Origin of the sequence: Alcanivorax sp., assembly GCF_040119285.1 — a bacterium.
GTDB lineage: Bacteria > Pseudomonadota > Gammaproteobacteria > Pseudomonadales > Alcanivoracaceae > Alcanivorax.
Window position 1 is genome coordinate 22,154 of the sequence record NZ_JBEDTY010000025.1, and the last position, 14,422, is coordinate 36,575.

Consider the following 14,422-nt stretch of genomic DNA (forward strand, 5'->3'; position numbering starts at 1 on the left):
CGTTTCTAAATAACGGGTGTTCTACTTGTAGTTTGTAGCTTGAGGCTATCATGTTGTATCGAGGACGTTTTGCCCCAACCCCCTCTGGCCCACTGCACTTCGGTTCACTGGTAGCCGCACTGGCCAGCTGGCTGGAGGCGCGTTCCCGTGGCGGAGTGTGGCTGGTACGCATTGATGATCTGGATCCGCCACGGGAAGTGCCCGGCGCAGCTGATCAAATTCTGAAGCAACTGGAGGCCTTCGGGCTGCACTGGGATGAAAGCGTCCGTTACCAGAGCCAACGTAACGACGTCTACCAAGCGGCGGTGACACAATTAGTCGATAACGGCCATGCCTTTCATTGCCGCATGACCCGCAAAGAGCTCGCCAGCCTGAACCATTGCCACCCCGGCATCAGCGCGGCCGTGGCCGCTGATAATGATACCGCTGTACGCCTGCATGTCGCCGACCGGCAACTTTGTTACTCAGACAATATTCAAGGCCAAGTCTGCAACAACCTCCACTGTGATGGTGGTGCCTTCGTCATCCGCCGTCGGGATGGCCTGTTCGGCTATCAGCTCGCCTGCGCGCTGGACGATGCCGATGAGAGGATTACCCATGTATTACGTGGTGCCGATCTGCTTGGCTCAACCCTGCGCCAGCGCTGGCTATTGGAATGCCTTGAGCGCCCTATACCCGACTATGCGCATTTGCCTGTGGTCTCCAGCGGTCGCAATGTAAAACTTTCCAAATCTGCAGGCAGTAACGCTCTGGACCCAAATCGCGCCAGCCAGCTACTCACCGCCGCCTTGAGCTGCATGGGCCTGCAACCACCTGCTGGTTTGCATGGCGCAAGCCCCGCAGCCTTACTCGCGTGGGCGACAACCCATTATCCTGAACACCATTGGCCCCCCGGCCACCAGCAGCCATTACCCGATGATTTCAACATCCAAGATACCTTTGAGCTTCCTCCCCGACCAACCTAGACCCGTGCCATAAATCATTGAGGCTTCCTTGCAACGCAAGCGGCCCATCCCACGTTTCAGCTTTTTATCCAAGACATTCAACCCAGTCCTGCTTTTACACACCTCACCCCCTAACGTATGCTCTTGCACCAGAGGGCCTTAACCACCTATGTACACCGACCGCCTGCTTATTATTTTTATTCTCGGCACCTACCTGCTATCTCCAGCCATTATTGAATGGTGGAGCGAAGGTGGGCGCGCTTGGTACCGCCCCTACCTAATCTGGCTAGGCCTGATTGCGTTAAGCTACTGGATTGCCAAAATTAAGGATGTCGATGGTCTATAGTGTCAGCGACCTTATCCTGATTGCCTGTGGCTACCTTTTTTTTCTGTTCATGGTGGCCTGGATCACCGAACGCGGCTGGTTGCCGGCAAGGCTGGTCCGCCACCCCGCCGTGTATGTTTTTTCCTTGGGCGTTTATGCTAGCGCTTGGGCTGTATATGGGTCCGTGGGTTATGCCTACCAATACGGCTATAACTTCCTGTCCTATTTTCTGGGCATCTCAGGGGTCTTTCTGCTGGCTCCCATATTGCTGGCACCGATCCTGCGCCTCACCGCCACTTACCAACTGAGTTCCCTGGCAGACCTGTTCGCCTTCCGCTATCGCAGCCGCTTGGCCGGCGCCATGACCACGATCATCATGTTGATCGGTGTGTTACCCCTGCTGGCGCTACAATTGAAAGCGGTGGCGGAATCCATCCAGATCCTCAGTGGCACCTCCGACCCGCGCGATTTGGCCGCCGGCTTTTGTCTGATGATGGTGATCTTCGCCATCCTGTTCGGCGCCCGTCATGCAACTGCCCGGGAAAAACACGAGGGTTTGGTGGTGGCCATCGCCATGGAATCATTGATCAAGCTGACCGCCTTCGGCGCCGTCGCGCTACTCGGGCTGTATGGCGTCTTTGACGGTCCGGAAAGCCTGGGAAATTGGCTAGATGATCACCCAGAAATGCTGTCGCGGTTGTATTACCCGCTAAAAGATGGCACTTGGCACTCCATGATCATGGCGTTTTTCGTCTCCGCCGTGGTGTTGCCACACATGTTTTATATGGCGTTCACCGAAAACCTGAACCCCCGCGCCCTGATCACCGCCAGCTGGGCATTACCGCTAATGTTCCTGGCCATGGCTCTGTGCGTCCCGTTGATCCTGTGGGCCGCCGCCGCCAGCAACGCACCCACCTCCCCGGATTACTATGCGCTGGGCATCGGCATGGTAACCGGCGGGCATGGCGCCATTCTCGGCTATATTGCCGGCTTGGCTGGTGCCAGCGGTACGCTGGTTGTGGCTACCCTGGCCCTCTCCGGCATGTGTTTGAATCACCTAGTGTTGCCCGCCAGCCCGCTGCATCAGGGCCAGAACCTGTACCGTAATTTGCTGTGGACCCGGCGTATTCTGATCGCCGCCATCCTCGCCCTCGCCTACCTGTTCTACCGCTTCACCGGCACCGAACACACCCTGGTAGAACTGGGCGTATTGTCGTTCGTTGCCACCCTGCAGTTTGTCCCTGGGCTGATCGGCGCTCTGTTTTGGCCTTCCGGCAACCGCAGCGGTCTGTTCGCCGGTCTTGTCATTGGCTTTTTGCTGTGGCTATTGCTGTTGCTGTTGCCCATCACTTACCCGCAGTGGCAATTTCAGTGGCTGATGGAATTACTGGGCATGCGTTTCCAGACCGGCGCCAGCCAATGGCACCATGCAGCCATTGCTTCGGTTACGGCCAACTCGCTGCTGTACGCCATCGTGTCCATTGTTACCCCTATGTCACAGGCCGAACAAAACGCCGCGCAAGCGTGTGCAGTGGACAGCTTACGGCGCCCTTATCGTTGGGAGCTGGTCGCCAAGAGCGTGGACGACTTCATTGATGCCTTGAGCCAGCCACTAGGTCCAATCACCGCCACCCGCGAAGTGGAAATGGCGCTGCGCGACCTGCGTCTGTCGCGCACAGAAACTCGTCCTTACGCCCTACGACGCTTGCGCGACCAACTAGAAACCAACCTGTCCGGTCTGCTTGGGCCCTCGGTATCGCACCAGTTGATGGATGATCACCTGCCTTATCTGCCCGAAGAAGAACAAAGCTCCAGCGAAGACATTCAGTTTATCGAGTCCCGTTTGGAGCAATATCGCGACCGACTTTCCGGCCTTGCAGCCGAACTGGATGGCTTGCGCCGCTTCCACCGCCAAACGCTGCTGGAGCTCCCCATGGGCGTTATTTCCCTGGGCGCAGACCGAGAAATCATCGGCTGGAACCGGGCTATGGAAGAATTAACAGGCATTACTGCCGCCCACACCATCGGCTCCCGACTGGCGGATCTGGTTTCACCTTGGGGCGACTTCCTGACCCAGTTCAGTCGTGATGACAACCCGCACCAGCCGCAGCAATCGCTAGAAGTGGACCGCCAGACCCGCTGGCTCAGCCTGCATAAATCCGAAGTCCTCGGCACCGGCACCTCGGAACAAGCCGGCGGCCAGGTGGTGGTGATTGAAGACATTACCGAACTGCGCCACATGGAAGCCCACCTGGCCCATAACGAGCGGCTCGCCTCCATCGGCCGTCTCGCTGCCGGGATCGCCCATGAAATCGGCAACCCGGTTACCGCCATTGCCTGCCTGGCGCAAAATCTGGACAGCGAAACCGATGCCGAGGAACAACAGGAATCCAGCCAGCAAATTCTCGAACAGACCCGCCGCATTACCCGTATCGTGGAATCACTGGTGACCTTCAGCCATTCCGGGGGCATCAAGCTTAGCCAACATGTCCCGGTGAATATCCGCGACACCGTGGACGAAGCCGTGTCGCTGTTGTTGCTCGACCCAGACCACCGACAGCAACCCTTCTGCAACAAGAGCCAAGCCGAGCACTGGGTACAGGGCGACCCACAACGCCTGCTGCAGGTCTTCATCAATCTGCTGGGCAACGCCGCCGACGCCAGTGTTGATAAACAACCGGTCGTCATTCTCAGCGATGCCACCGATCAAGTAGTGAATGTGATTGTGGAAGATCAAGGCCACGGCATTCCCGATGAACTGCGCGACGCGCTGTTCGAACCTTTTGTCACCAGCAAACCGCCTGGCCGGGGAACAGGCCTTGGGTTGGCACTGGTTTACAGTATTATCGAAGAACACTTGGGATCGATTCAGGCGGAAAGCCCGATTACCGACCAAGGTGGCACACGGTTTATTATCCGGCTTCCCATGTACACCCCGACATCAGGGGTGTAATGCGCTGCTGAAAGACAGGACAGGATCAAGTCATTCATGAGTCACATTCTGATTGTTGAAGATGAGCCGATTATTCGCGGCGCCCTGCGCAAGCTGCTGGTGCGCCATGAACATTCGGTAGAAGACGCGGAATCCGTGGAGCAGGCCAGCGAATATAACCTCAATCAATTCGACCTGATCATTAGTGACCTGCGCCTGCCAGGCGAACCCGGCACCGCCCTGATTGAGGCGGCCGCCAATACGCCGGTGCTGATCATGACCAGCTATGCCAGCCTGCGCTCTGCAGTGGACGCCATGCGCTTGGGCGCGGTGGATTACATTCCCAAACCCTTCGACCACGATGAAATGCTGCTCGCCGTGGACCGGGTGTTAAAAGAAGGCCGCTTGAACCGAGGCAACCGCGCCCTGCGCCGAGACCTGGAACGCAGTTTCCCTGTCCGCAATATGATCGGTGATAGCCCTGCCATGCAGGAACTCAAACACCGCATCAACCGCGTGGCGCCCACCAACACCCCGGTTCTGATTATGGGAGAAGCAGGCACAGGTAAAGAACTCACCGCCCGCGCCTTACACGAGCACAGCGAACGTACCCATGGCCCCCTCGTATCAATACAGTGCGCAGCCCTTCCCAAAAACCTGCAGCTTACCGAACTCTTCGGCGATGATGAGCAGCCCGGCCGAATCGAAGAGGCTGATGGTGGCACCCTGTTTCTTGATGAAGTTGGAGAGCTGGCCAGCGATGTGCAAAGCCGCCTGTTAACTTTGTTGACCCATCATGAAATTCACCGGCAAGGGTCCCTGTCCCCGCGCCGTGTCGACGTGCGCATTCTTGCCAGCAGCCAATTGAATTTACCTGGCCGGATTGCTGACGGCAGCTTCCGTCAAGACCTGTATTACCGGCTTAACGTCATGGAGCTAACCCTTCCACCGCTCCGTGACCGACACGAAGACCTTGAGCCTCTCGCTAATGCGCTATTGGCACGGGGCAGTGAGAAACTCAACCGCCCTGATTTGCACTTTACACCACAGGCCTTGGAAGCCATGTATCGCTACAGCTGGCCCGGTAATGTACGAGAGCTGGAAAATGTCATTGAACGAGCCATTATTCTCACTGAAGAAGACGGCCTGGGGCCCGCTCAGTTGGGGCTAAACCCCAACCGCACCCCCCAGCGAGTCAGCCGGGCAAGCCTAGACCCCAGCGAAGACCTGTCTTTGGAAGATTATTTCACCCGATTCGTGATGGAAAATCAGGACAGCATGACGGAAACCGAGCTAGCCCAGAAGCTGGGCATAAGCCGGAAAAGCCTATGGGAACGGCGCCAACGGCTGGGTATACCGCGCAAGAAATCCAGTATTCGGCGATAAAACAGCCCGGGAGTGGCCGCAAAGACTGGCCAGAAAGGCATAACGGTCAACTCAAAAGTTCCTTGAGGAGAGCGCCGATAAAGAGAAATAGGACAGAGCCCCCCCAAAAGGGGCTTAAGTGTTACCCCTCTACACAGGCAGGTAACACAAACGTTACCGGGCTCCGGGCGCATTTAAGGTCAATTTCACAAAACCCACGCAAGACGATGATTTAATTGCGCTTTTTGAGGCGTTGCATTGATGAAGGAGGACGGGCACTATGAATCCCACGCCAACAAACAACAAGAACAGCGGCGTTAAAGGCTCAAACAATAACAACAAGAAAGAAGAACAATAATTTCACGAGCTAATGCAGTGCTGCTGTAACTGATGATTGCAGCGACAAAGCAGAAAACAACACGAACAATAATAATAAACAGAATCAGCGCAAAATATGGGAGTCACAACTTCGGTTGTGGCTCCTTTTTACTTTAACCCTTTTTACCTTAAAAAAGGCGTTTCACACTTCACTTAACACGCCAAAATCACCTCAGCGAACCTCTTTATATTCCACGCTCCAGTAAAATGCTACCATCGCCGCTTTATCGTTCAAAGGTTTCCTATTGCGCATGCTTGTTAAGTTTCTGGAACATCTTGTTCACTGGTTACGTTCTTTCTATCAACGTGTGACCAGCTGCCTTACCAGGAGTTCCCCAAAAACAGAGGAACGCCCGGGACCGCGCATCATTCCCCGTGACCAACATCCGATTTCCCGCCAGCAAGTCTCCCGGGCCGCTCTGAACGTGCTCTACGGGTTACACAAGGGCGGGTTTGAAGCCTATCTGGTCGGAGGCTGCCTACGCGACATCCTCTGCGGACGCGAACCCAAGGATTTCGACGTCTCCACCAATGCCACTCCAGAACAAGTGCAGCGTTTATTCAAACGCAGCCGGATTATCGGTCGTCGTTTCCAGATCGTGCATGTACGCTTTGGCCGCGAAGTCATTGAAGTTTCAACCTTTCGGGCAAAAGCCAGCGACGACAATCAGGACAGGAACAAACACCACGCCCACGAAGAAACCGGCATGGTATTGCGCGACAATACCTGGGGCAGCATTGAAGAAGACGCCCTGCGCCGCGATTTCACCATCAACGCCCTCTACTACAATATTGCCGATTTCTCGCTGCATGATTTTGCCGACAGCATGGAAGACATTAACCAGGAAATAATCCGCCTGATTGGTGACCCGGAGCAACGTTTCCGCGAAGACCCGGTACGCATGCTGCGCGCGGCCCGTTTCGCCGCCAAACTGGGCTTCGAAATTGAAAAAAGTACCGCCAGTCGCATCCCTGACATGGCCGAACTATTACTGCAGGTACCTTCCGCTCGTCTATTTGACGAAGTCCTAAAACTCTTTCTCAGCGGCCACGCCCGGGCATCGTATGAACAGCTACAGGAACTGGGCCTGTTCCGTTTTCTGTTCCCGGAAACTCAACAGGCACTGGAAAGTGACCAAGGCGAGACGTGGGAGGCCATGCTACTGGCCGCCATGGATAACACCGACCGCCGTCTACTGGTAGACAAGCCAGTCACACCGGCCTTTATCTATGCGGTGTTATTGTGGCCGGTGATCCAGCAGCGTTTTGCGGACTACTTGTCCAGTGGCCTTCCCCCGGCACAGGCACTGCACAAGTCCGCCACCCGAGCCCTCAATCTACAAATCAAGCACACCGCCATCCCGCGTCGTTTCTCCACCGTGATGCGGGAAATGTGGGAGCTACAGCTGCGCCTAGACAAGCGCGCCGGGCGCCGGGCCGACGCGATGATGGAACATCCGCGCTTCCGCGCCGCCTACGATTTTCTGTTATTGCGTGAACAATGCGGCGAAATCCAACCGGGGCTTGGCGACTGGTGGACCCGGTATCAAGAAGAAGACGAGAGTGGCCGCCGGGAAATGATCAGCCAGCTAGGCAACCAGGGCGCAGGAGGCAACAAGCGTCGCCGGCGCCGGCGCCGGCCAAAGCCCGCTGCGGATAATTAATGCAGGCATTTATCGGGCTTGGCAGCAATCTGGATCGGCCTGCACAACGGCTAACCAGTGCCTTGCAGGCCATCGCACGTCTGCCCGGCCTTACCCTGCAGCACCATTCCCGCCTATATGCCAGCGCGCCTATCGGGCCGCAGGACCAGCCCGATTACGTCAACGCTGTCGCCGAGGTACACAGCTCGCTAACGCCCCATGCCTTGCTGCACAGCCTGCAAGCACTGGAACTGGCCGCCGGCCGCCAACGCTTACGTCATTGGGGCGAGCGAACCCTCGACCTGGATATTCTCTTATTCGGCAATCAATGCATTGACACAACCGACCTTCAGATTCCCCACCCGCAAATGATCCAGCGCGCTTTTGTACTTCACCCCCTGTTGGAAATCGCGCCTCACTGCCACTTGCCCGATGGCACTACACTGGGTAGTTTTCTCAGTCAGGTAACCGAACAAGCGCTTTTACCGCTGGCCGAATTGGATCGCGATGCACTCATCGAACGAGAAAACCCTCACCGAACGGATTGAGCAACGCCGAAAAGCAGGCACCCTGCCCCGCTTTATCGCCGTGGAAGGGCCCATAGGCGCTGGCAAAACCAGCCTCGCCAAACGACTGGCCATGACCTTTGGTTACGACTTATTGCTGGAGCAAGCCGACGACAACCCTTTCCTGACCCGCTTCTATCAGGACCCGGCCCGCTACGCGCTACAGACCGAACTTTTTTTCTTGTTTCAGCGTGCAGACCAGCTGCGGCAAGTCCAGCAACAGGACCTGTTTGCCGGCCCGCGGGTTGCAGATTTCCTGATCGACAAAAACAGGCTGTTTGCTCAAGTCACTCTCGATGAAGACGAATTCCAGCTGTATCGCAATGTTGATGACCACCTGACGGTGGACGCTCCCCGCCCGGACCTGGTGGTTTATCTGCAAGCCCCTTATCAGGTGCTGCGCCAGCGTATAGGCCAGCGGGGCAACGATTTCGAACAGGGCATCACCAGCGATTACCTGGATAAACTCAGTAACGCTTATACCGAGTTCTTCCATTTTTACGACCGCGCCCCGCTGCTCATCGTCAACGCAGCGGAGATCGACCTGGTTAACCACGATCGCGACTACCAGCAACTGATCAACGAGTTACTGGACATCCGCTCCGGTCGCCACTATTTTAACCCTCGGCCACTGGTAGGCTGAAAACCAGCTTCGAGCTACAAGCTACAACACGACATGGCCCTGTGCGCACTGACGCCAGGAAACCGCACCAAGTCGCGCGAGCACATATGCCAAAGAACTGGCCGACTTGACCGTATTGTAGCTTGAAGCATGTAGTTCGCCCCTGAATTTCCCTGGGAGGTATCCCATGTCCATCACCATTCGAACCCTGCAAAAGCGCAAACAGGACGGTGGCAAGTTTTCCGTGCTCACCGCTTACGATGCCTGTTTTGCCCGGCTCATTTCCGAAGCTGGCGTGGAAGCGATGCTTGTCGGCGACTCGCTGGCGAATGTTATCCAAGGCCAGACCAGCACTGTACCGGTTACGCTGGAGCAAATGGTCTATCACACCCAATGCGTGGCCCGGGGCAACCAGGGCAGTTTGATCATCGCCGACATCCCCTTTATGGGGGCCGCCACTCTGGAACGCACGCTGGACGCTGCCACCGCGCTGATGCAAGCCGGCGCCAACATGGTAAAGCTGGAAGGCAGCGCCTGGCTGGCTGAAGCCATCGAGGTTCTCAACCGTAACGGTGTTCCCGTTTGCGCGCATTTGGGCTTGACCCCACAAGCGGTGAATTCACTGGGTGGCTACCGGGTGCAAGGTAAAGATGACGACGGCGCCGCAGAGCTGCTCAACGCCGCCAAAATCCTCGATCAGGCAGGCGCAGCTCTGTTTGTGCTGGAATGCGTACCGCGGGCGCTCAGCGCAGAAATTACCCGTGAGATCGACGCACCGGTCATCGGTATCGGGGCCGCCCCGGAATGCGACGGCCAGGTGCTGGTGATGCATGACATGCTTGGCATCAGCCCCGGCAAACCTGCCCGTTTTGTCCGTAACTTTATGGACGACACTGGCGATATGCGCGCAGCCTTCAAGGCCTATGATGACGCTGTGAAAGACGGCAGTTTCCCCACCGACGAACATTGTTTTTGAGATAGCCCGACAACGCGAATCAAGGCATGACATAACCGGTAGGCCCGAAAGCACGTCGATGGCCAGAACGCCTTCCGCGACTTGTACGTCTTATCTTCTGAGGACCCTAATGCAAACCGTTCATTCCGTCGCCCAAGTACGAGAACACGTACGTGACTGGCATAACAAAGGCCACTCCGTGGGCTTTGTTCCCACCATGGGCAACCTGCACGAAGGCCACATCAGTCTAATTCATGAAGCCCGTGCGCGTTGCGATGTGGTCGTGGTATCGATTTTTGTTAATCCCACCCAGTTCGGGCCTAACGAAGATTTCGACCGCTACCCACGCACTCTGGATGCCGACGCCGCCGCTCTCGTCGAAGCCGGTGCAGACCTACTGTTCGCGCCGTCAGTGGACGAGATGTACCCGCTGGGCCAGAACCAGACTTGGGTGGACGTGTATCAACTGGGGGACTACCTGTGCGGAGCCAGTCGCGAAGGGCACTTCAGAGGCGTCACCACAGTAGTCTCCAAGCTTCTCAACATCGTCCAACCGGACGTGGCCGTCTTCGGTGAAAAAGACTTCCAGCAACTGGCCATTCTGCGCCGCATGTGTGAAGAGCTACTGTTCCCAGTGAAGATTGTCGGCGCGGCTACCAGCCGCGAAACTGACGGCCTGGCACGCAGTTCCCGCAACGGCTTTCTGAGCGACAGTGAGCGCACACTCGCGCCCCAGCTCTACGCCCACCTGCAACAAGTGAAGGCCAATATCGACAGCGGCGACAAAGACTACCGCGCCCTGGAAACCCGTATCCGGGAGTCTCTCGATACAGCCGGATTCAGTGTCGATTATTTCTCCATCGCCAACGCCAGAACCCTTGCTTCCGCTGGCCCAGACGATACTCACCTAATCGTTGCGGTGGCTGCTAAACTGGGGTCAACACGATTGATCGACAATATATCCTTGGCCGTTGTGCGTGACTGGTGATTCATGCATAATTCCGGCCCCTTGAAGTGCCTGCATGCCCATAATACGGCGTATACAGCAGGTTTCAGGTCGCTTGAGAGGTAACCAACATGCAGAGCACCATGCTGAAAGCAAAACTCCATCAGGCTCGTGTCACTCACGCGGAACTTGAATACGAAGGTTCCTGCGCCATTGATGGTGATTTGATGGACATGGCGGGTATCCTGGAATACGAACAGATCCAGATCTATAACATCGATAACGGTGAACGTTTCGAGACCTACGCAATCCGCGGCGAAGCCGGGTCCAAAATTATCTCCGTCAACGGTGCTGCTGCCCACAAGGCTCAGCCTGGCGACCGCGTGATTATTTGCGCCTACGCCAACTACAGCAGCGCGGAGCTGATCAACTTCAAACCCAGCCTGATTTACATGGCTGAAGGCAACGAAGTGAAAGGCACCAGCAATGCCATTCCGGTTCAGGTTGCCTGATCCCGAATTCGCAGTGAATTATTAATGAAACGCCGGCTTTGCCGGCGTTTTTTTCTATTCTGCGGCCGCGGCATGCACGGCGCTTGATGCCCACCGCCTTACGCTATGCGACTTGACGCCCCCTGCGCTTCACCCTCCACCCCGCGACGACACTTTTTCCCGCTGCCTTTTCTTTTTAACGGCCAACCTTCTTAGCCGCTTGAGCATTGGTCATCACGCAACGCTTTGTTTACTCTTAGAGTACAACGTTTACGCCAGCTCGCCTCTCTAATATAAGACCATGGTGGAATACACCCGGGAGGGCGCAGCCATAATAATGATGGAAACTGGCAGGCAGTATCCCAAGGAGGCCCTAATGTCCCAAGTACATATTCACCCTGTTCCCGCCGACTATAAAAAACACACTCTGCTAGACCGCGAGGCTTACGATCGGTGGTACGCCCAATCCATTAATGATCCCGACACCTTCTGGGCCGATCGCGCCAAACAGTTTCTGGACTGGAAAACGCCGTGGGATACGGTCAGCGAATGGGATTTTAGCGAAGGCCGTGCCGCTTGGTTCAAAGGAGCCACCCTTAACGCCTGCTATAATTGCGTCGACCGCCATCTGCCGAAACGGGCCAACCAGACCGCCATTATCTGGGAAGGCGACGAGCCGGACCAGGACAAACACATCAGCTATCAACAGCTGTTCGAGGAAGTGAGCAAGTTCGGCAATGTGCTCAAGAAGCGAGGCGTGAAGAAAGGCGATCGGGTCGTCATCTATATGCCGATGATCCCGGAAGCGGCCTACGCCATGCTGGCCTGTGCCCGTATTGGTGCCATCCACTCTGTTGTCTTTGGCGGTTTCTCGCCGGAAGCCCTGAAAGACCGCATTCTCAATGCTGAGGCTTGTGCTCTGATTACCGCCGACGAAGGGGTACGCGGGGGCAAAACCATCCCGCTGAAAGTGAATGCAGACAAGGCCCTAGACGGTGTCGACTGCGTTCACACCTGCCTGACCGTACAGCGCACCGGCGGAAATGTTGATTGGCAAGCACCGCGAGATATCTGGTACCACGAGGCCATGGCTGATGCCTCCAGCGATTGCGAGCCGGAGTGGGTCGAGGCTGAAGACCCGTTATTCACCCTCTACACCTCTGGCTCCACCGGCAAACCCAAGGGGGTCGTTCACACCACCGCCGGCTACTTGCTCAACAGTGCCCTGACCCATAAATACGTGTTCGACTATCAGGACGGTGACATCTTCTGGTGCACCGCCGATGTGGGCTGGATCACCGGGCACAGCTACATTGTTTACGGGCCGCTAGCCAATGGCGCCACCACGCTGATGTTCGAAGGCGTGCCTACCTACCCCGACGCCTCACGCTGCTGGCAAGTCGTCGACAAGCACAAGGTAAATATTTTCTACACTGCCCCTACCGCTATTCGCGCCCTCATGGGATTGGGCGATGCCCCCGTGGAGCAAACCTCCCGCGCCAGCCTGAAGCTGTTGGGCACAGTGGGCGAACCCATCAACCCGGAAGCCTGGGAGTGGTATTACAGGGTGGTCGGTGACAGCCGCTGCCCGATTGTAGACACCTGGTGGCAAACTGAAACCGGCGCCATCATGATTGCGCCTTTGCCCGGCGCAGTGGACCTGAAAGCCGGTTCTGCCACCCTGCCCATGTTCGGGGTGCAACCCGGCCTGATGGATTCGGACGGTAACGAACTTAACGGCGCCGCCTCCGGCAACTTGGTGATCAAGACCAGTTGGCCTAGCCAGATTCGCACCGTCTATGGCGACCACCAACGCCTGATTGATACCTACTTTAGTGCCTACAAGGATTGCTACTTTACTGGCGACGGCGCCCGCCGCGACGAGGATGGCTACTACTGGATTACTGGCCGGGTGGATGACGTGCTCAACGTGTCTGGCCATCGCCTAGGCACAGCTGAAATCGAATCCGCCCTAGTACTACACCCCAGCATCTCTGAAGCGGCCGTGGTGGGCTACCAGCATGACGTTAAAGGGCAGGGGATCTACGCCTACGTATCATTAATGGCCGGCAAGGAAGGGAGCGAAGAGCTGGTTCAGGCTCTCCGCGATCTGGTGACACAGGAAATCGGGCCCATCGCCAAGCCCGACCTGATTCACTTTGCACCGGGCTTGCCGAAAACTCGTTCTGGCAAGATCATGCGCCGTATTTTACGCAAAATCGCCGCCGATGAACTGGATAGCCTGGGCGACACCTCCACCTTGGCTGATCCCGGCGTTGTCGATCAACTCATCGATACCCGGCAGAACACGTAAGTCGCCACAGAAGAAAACGGCGCAATTTCTGCGCCGTTTTCATTACTGCTGTGCCTAAATTGCCAGCCAAGCCAGCCCAGTGTCGAGCCTTCTCCTGCCCCGCTGCGATACACATTCACCACCATCCCAGCCCTTTCTCTTCCGGCACCCACCAGTAACTACCAGTAAGCGGGTATTTAGTCTTCGCTATTATGGTCACTGAGGTTACTGCGCATGGCTTCGAGTACACGCTGCAATGCCTCTACGTCTTCAGTGCCAAGGCCATCCAGGGCTCGTTGCCGAGTCTGCGCGGCTTTGGCCCGTAGTGAGTCCAGCGCCGGTTTTGCCGCGTCAGTGAGATACAGCAAGCAACGTCGACGATCGTTCGGATCGGCGCGGCGCTGAACCAGCCCTTCCCCTTCCAGCCGGTCCACCTGCCGGGCCAGGGAGATCGGCGCCACATCCAACCGCTCCGCTAAAGCAGCCTGATGAATCCCTTCCCGCTGTGACAAGTGCCACAACACTTGCCAGCGCGCCCGCGACAGCCCCGCACTGCGTGCCCGCCGGTCAAAATCCCGGCGCATCATTCGCGCCACATCGTGTAGCACCAGACCGACGGTCACATCTTTGGCCATGAATAATTCCTCTAGCTGGTCGCATTTATCATAAGCACCCTTACAACAATTGTCATACCCTTACCCTGGAATCCATTGCGTACAGCTCATCAGACACCGCCCCGACAGACAGAGTTCTGTCATCCCGCATCTATTGCGCACGCTGGATAACCGCCCTATACACAAGACCACATCATAAAAACAGCATGCGTCATGCCACGCTTTTTTTTGGTTCATCGCGGAATTCCGGGAAAAGCGGCTTTGATCTTCATGAAGAAGTAGTCGTTATCCCGGAAGCCGTACGCCATCCTCTTGATGACCTTGATCCTGTTGTTCATTCCTTCAAGC

The 14,422-nt window shown here is 56.5% G+C and carries 13 protein-coding genes; 11 read left to right on the plus strand and 2 right to left on the minus strand.

The window, feature by feature from the left end; translation table 11 throughout:
* Positions 1-50: 50 nt before the first annotated feature.
* From gluQRS to acs, 11 genes are all read left to right on the plus strand, one after another.
* Positions 51-965, plus strand: a complete 915-nt coding sequence (gene gluQRS / locus ABNH10_RS06645; RefSeq protein ID WP_349385193.1) for a tRNA glutamyl-Q(34) synthetase GluQRS — start codon at positions 51-53, stop codon at positions 963-965.
* 148 nt (positions 966-1,113) lie between these two features.
* Complete coding sequence (locus tag ABNH10_RS06650) at positions 1,114-1,290, plus strand: hypothetical protein (protein WP_349385194.1); 177 nt, start codon at positions 1,114-1,116, stop codon at positions 1,288-1,290.
* Positions 1,280-4,222, plus strand: a complete 2,943-nt coding sequence (locus tag ABNH10_RS06655; RefSeq protein ID WP_349385195.1) for an ATP-binding protein — start codon at positions 1,280-1,282, stop codon at positions 4,220-4,222. The genes ABNH10_RS06650 and ABNH10_RS06655 overlap by 11 nt, the downstream gene beginning before the upstream one ends.
* A gap of 36 nt (positions 4,223-4,258) precedes the next feature.
* Entirely contained in the window at positions 4,259-5,587 is a 1,329-nt protein-coding gene (locus ABNH10_RS06660; RefSeq protein WP_349385196.1) for a sigma-54-dependent transcriptional regulator, read from the plus strand.
* A 608-nt stretch (positions 5,588-6,195) separates the two neighbouring features.
* Positions 6,196-7,608 (plus strand): polynucleotide adenylyltransferase PcnB, encoded by a 1,413-nt coding sequence (pcnB, locus tag ABNH10_RS06665; protein WP_349385197.1) that lies wholly within the window; start codon positions 6,196-6,198, stop codon positions 7,606-7,608.
* Positions 7,608-8,135: a 2-amino-4-hydroxy-6-hydroxymethyldihydropteridine diphosphokinase gene (folK, locus tag ABNH10_RS06670; protein WP_349385198.1), complete on the plus strand. Its 528-nt coding sequence runs from the start codon at positions 7,608-7,610 to the stop codon at positions 8,133-8,135. The genes pcnB and folK overlap by 1 nt, the downstream gene beginning before the upstream one ends.
* Positions 8,095-8,796 (plus strand): deoxynucleoside kinase, encoded by a 702-nt coding sequence (locus tag ABNH10_RS06675; protein WP_349385199.1) that lies wholly within the window; start codon positions 8,095-8,097, stop codon positions 8,794-8,796. Before folK ends, ABNH10_RS06675 begins: the two co-directional genes overlap by 41 nt.
* A 166-nt stretch (positions 8,797-8,962) precedes the next feature.
* Positions 8,963-9,751, plus strand: coding sequence for a 3-methyl-2-oxobutanoate hydroxymethyltransferase (gene panB, locus ABNH10_RS06680; RefSeq protein WP_349385200.1), 789 nt, complete (start codon positions 8,963-8,965; stop codon positions 9,749-9,751).
* A gap of 109 nt (positions 9,752-9,860) precedes the next feature.
* Positions 9,861-10,718, plus strand: a complete 858-nt coding sequence (gene panC / locus ABNH10_RS06685) for a pantoate--beta-alanine ligase (RefSeq protein ID WP_349385201.1) — start codon at positions 9,861-9,863, stop codon at positions 10,716-10,718.
* An 89-nt stretch (positions 10,719-10,807) separates the two neighbouring features.
* Positions 10,808-11,188 (plus strand): aspartate 1-decarboxylase, encoded by a 381-nt coding sequence (gene panD, locus ABNH10_RS06690; RefSeq protein ID WP_349385202.1) that lies wholly within the window; start codon positions 10,808-10,810, stop codon positions 11,186-11,188.
* A gap of 355 nt (positions 11,189-11,543) precedes the next feature.
* Positions 11,544-13,481, plus strand: coding sequence for an acetate--CoA ligase (gene acs, locus ABNH10_RS06695; protein WP_349385203.1), 1,938 nt, complete (start codon positions 11,544-11,546; stop codon positions 13,479-13,481).
* A gap of 176 nt (positions 13,482-13,657) precedes the next feature.
* Here acs and ABNH10_RS06700 read toward each other — a convergent pair whose 3' ends face one another.
* Together ABNH10_RS06700 and ABNH10_RS06705 are read right to left on the minus strand one after the other, a co-directional pair.
* Positions 13,658-14,095: a MarR family winged helix-turn-helix transcriptional regulator gene (locus ABNH10_RS06700; RefSeq protein ID WP_349385204.1), complete on the minus strand. Its 438-nt coding sequence runs from the start codon at positions 14,093-14,095 to the stop codon at positions 13,658-13,660.
* Positions 14,096-14,307: 212 nt separating this feature from the next.
* A partial coding sequence (locus ABNH10_RS06705) for a transposase (protein ID WP_349385206.1) occupies positions 14,308-14,422 on the minus strand: 115 nt, incomplete at its 5' end.

Bases quoted from the DNA above. Each gene is read 5' to 3' on its own strand.
- gluQRS (WP_349385193.1), top strand. From the start codon at position 51: ATGTTGTATCGAGGACGTTTTGCCCCAACCCCCTCTGGCCCACTGCAC.
- ABNH10_RS06650 (WP_349385194.1), top strand. From the start codon at position 1,114: ATGTACACCGACCGCCTGCTTATTATTTTTATTCTCGGCACCTACCTG.
- ABNH10_RS06655 (WP_349385195.1), top strand. From the start codon at position 1,280: ATGGTCTATAGTGTCAGCGACCTTATCCTGATTGCCTGTGGCTACCTT.
- ABNH10_RS06660 (WP_349385196.1), top strand. From the start codon at position 4,259: ATGAGTCACATTCTGATTGTTGAAGATGAGCCGATTATTCGCGGCGCC.
- pcnB (WP_349385197.1), top strand. From the start codon at position 6,196: ATGCTTGTTAAGTTTCTGGAACATCTTGTTCACTGGTTACGTTCTTTC.
- folK (WP_349385198.1), top strand. From the start codon at position 7,608: ATGCAGGCATTTATCGGGCTTGGCAGCAATCTGGATCGGCCTGCACAA.
- ABNH10_RS06675 (WP_349385199.1), top strand. From the start codon at position 8,095: ATGCACTCATCGAACGAGAAAACCCTCACCGAACGGATTGAGCAACGC.
- panB (WP_349385200.1), top strand. From the start codon at position 8,963: ATGTCCATCACCATTCGAACCCTGCAAAAGCGCAAACAGGACGGTGGC.
- panC (WP_349385201.1), top strand. From the start codon at position 9,861: ATGCAAACCGTTCATTCCGTCGCCCAAGTACGAGAACACGTACGTGAC.
- panD (WP_349385202.1), top strand. From the start codon at position 10,808: ATGCAGAGCACCATGCTGAAAGCAAAACTCCATCAGGCTCGTGTCACT.
- acs (WP_349385203.1), top strand. From the start codon at position 11,544: ATGTCCCAAGTACATATTCACCCTGTTCCCGCCGACTATAAAAAACAC.
- ABNH10_RS06700 (WP_349385204.1), bottom strand. From the start codon at position 14,095: ATGGCCAAAGATGTGACCGTCGGTCTGGTGCTACACGATGTGGCGCGA.